Source organism: Microbacterium sp. Bi128, from assembly GCF_918698205.1.
In genome coordinates this window covers 1-3,107 of the sequence record NZ_CAKKMM010000564.1, presented here as the reverse complement: position 1 = coordinate 3,107, position 3,107 = coordinate 1, and the positions used below count along the sequence as shown (strand labels likewise).

At 71.7% G+C, this 3,107-nt stretch carries 1 protein-coding gene; it reads left to right on the top strand.

What is annotated here, in order from left to right:
- A partial coding sequence (locus LQV45_RS22940) for a lamin tail domain-containing protein (protein WP_230008969.1) occupies positions 1 to 3,107 on the top strand: 3,107 nt, incomplete at both ends.

The window sequence follows — 3,107 nt, the reverse complement described above, 5'->3', positions numbered from 1 at the left end:
GTCTACGACGCCGCCTCGGGCGTGCCCTCGGACAGCATCGAGCTCTTCAACGCCGGCGTCTCCCAGGTCGACATCGGCGGCTGGAAGGTGAGCGACGACAAGCGCAGCGAGGTCGGCACGATTGCCGCCGGAACGGTTCTGAAGCCGGGGGCCTTCCTCGTGCTCGTCAAAGACACGGACTTCCCGTTCGGCCTCGGCAAGGGCGACGAGGTCGTGCTCTTCGACAGCACCGGTGCCGTCGTCGACGCCTACGCATACGCCAACACCGCGCCGCTGGCCACGTGGGCTCGCTGCCCCGACGGCACCGGCGCGTGGGCACCGGCGACCGTCGTCACCCTCGGTGCGGCGAACGTCTGCGCCGCCCCCTCCGTCCCCGGGAGCGTCCGTCTAAACGAGGTCGACTCGCAGCCGGCCGACTGGGTCGAGCTCTACAACCCGGGGTCCACCGCGTTCGACCTCACCGGATACGAGCTCCGAGACAACTCCGACGACCACCGCTGGACGTTCCTCCCCGGCACGATGCTGCCCGCCGGGGGCTTCCTCGTCGTCGACGAGGCGACCGAGGGCCTGGTGGGCGGCGTGCGTGCGGCCTTCCGCGACCCGATCGGGATCGGCAGCGCCGACCGCATCCGCCTCTTCGACGTAGCCGGAACCCTCGTCGACGACACACTGCCCTGGCAGGGACACGCGGCCATCGAGGGGGACGCGGCGGCAGCGACGCTCGCCCGTTGCCCCGATGGACGGGGGGATTTCGTGCTGGCGCGTCCCACGCCCGGTGCGGCCAACGACTGCGTGCTGCCCGACGTCGTGATCAACGAGGTCGAGTCCAACGGCGACGCCACGGACTGGGTCGAGATCGTGAACCGGGCGTCCACGCCGCTCGACATCTCGGGCTGGACCCTGCTCGACAACGATCCGATCGGTCACGCCGCGGACACCAGCCCGGTGGCGGCCGGCACGGTCGTGGCCCCGGGCGGCCGGTTCGTGTTCGACGGTGGCATCCACTTCTCCTTCGGTCTCGGCGGCGCCGATACCGCCACGATCCGCTCGGCCTCGGGCATCACCGTCGCGGAGTACTCGTGGACCGCTCACGCTCAGGGCGTCTACGCGCGCTGCGCCGACGGCGTCGGTGAGCTGCGCGATGTCGCTCTGTCCACGAAGAACGCCTCGAACGCGTGCGGCAACCCGGTGCGCATCAACGAGGTCGAATCCGACGGCGGATCGCCGGATGACTGGATCGAGTTGGTGAACCCGACCGGTTCGCCCGTGGATGCCGCGGGCCTGGTGCTCAAGGACGACGACGACACGCACGTCTACACCCTCCCCGCCGGCTCTGCTCTTCCCGCGCGCGGCCACCTCGTGGTGGAGCGTGCCGACCTCGGCTTCGGGCTCGGCGGCGCGGACTCCGTGCGCTTGTTCGAGGGCGAGACCCTCCTCGATTCCACGATGTGGACCACCCACGCGGCGGCTACCTGGGGGCGATGCCCCGATTCCACGGGCGTGTTCGGCCCCACCTTCACCTCGACCAAGGGCGCGGCCAACGTGTGCGAGGCCCCCGCGGTGGCGTGGCCGGGTGTGCCGGAGGCTCGCGTGGTCGATACGGCCCCCACGTTCCTGTCCGACAGTTCGGGTCTCGACAGTCAGGTCACGGCCGACGGCACGTTCTTGTGGGCCGTCGACAATGGCACGGGCACGTTCTGGAAGCTCGCTGTCGCTGCGGACGGCTCGGCCACCCCGGTCGCCGGTTGGGAGAAGGGCAAGCGTGCGCGCTTCCCGAAGGACGCGTTCAACGCCGGTGCCGCCGGACCCGATGCCGAGGGCATCACCGTCGCCGGCGACGGCTTCGTGTACCTGGCCACCGAGCGCGACAACAGCGCGAAGGGCGTGAACCGCAACACGGTGCTGAAGGTCGACCCGAGCGCCCCCGGGCCGGACGTCGTCGCGAACCAGGAGTGGGACCTCACGGCTTCTCTCCCCGCGGTGGCGGCGAACGTCGGGCTCGAGGCGGTCGAGTGGATCGCCGACACCGACCTGCGGACGACACTGATCGACCAGAACACGGGTGCCCTCTACGACCCGGCCCGGTACCCCGGCCACGGCGCAGGGCTCTTCTTCACCGCCGTGGAAGACAACGGGCACGTGTACGCCTTCGCGTTGAACGCCGACGGAACACACGCGCTCGTCGCCGAGATCGCGTCCGGGCTCCCGGCGGCCATGGCGCTGGACTGGGATAGCGCGCTCGGCGTGCTGTGGGCGATGTGCGATGACGGATGCCACGGCGACGGCGTCCAGGTGACCCTCAACGGCACGGTCACGCCGGATGTCGTCCGCATCTCGCGGCCGGCGGGGCTGCCCGACACCAACAACGAGGGCTTCGCCACGCTGCCGGTGGATCTTGGCGGCGCGTCCACGCGGCCGGCCTGGTGGTTCACCGACGGGCTCTCCGCGGGCGCACTGCGAGTGGGTGGGCTGCCTGCGGTCGCCGGGCCCGTCGACCCGACGCCGACCGCATCGCCGACGCCGACCGTGACGCCGACGCCGACTGCGACGCCGACGCCGACTGCGACGCCGACGCCGACGCCGACGCCGACCGTGACGCCGATGCCGACCGTGACGCCGATGCCGACCGCATCGCCGACGCCGACCGTGACGCCGACGCCGACCGCATCGCCGACGCCGATCACGAGCCCGACGCCGACTGGTGCGCCGACGGCAGGAGGCACCGTTCAGCCGCTGCCCGGTGACCAGCTGACCGGTGCCAACCGCGGGTCTGTCCGCGCCCCCGGCTCCGCGGTCGCAGGCTCGCCGATCTCCGTCGTGGTGGATGCCGATCGCGCCGGTCAGCGCGTGCAGGTGTGGCTGTACTCCACGCCGACGCTTCTGGCCGAGCCCACCGTCGACGCCCAGGGGCGCGTCGCGGTCACCCTCCCGGCCGACGTCACGGGTTCCCACCGCATCGCGGTGTATGCCCTCGACGGCACGCTGCTCGGATGGGCTCCGGTGGAGATCAGCGCGTCGTCGGTGACGGCGCCCGGTTCGGCTCTGGCGTCGACCGGTGCGACGATCGCGACCAGCGCCGCGGTGGCCGGTGGCATCCTGCTGCTGGC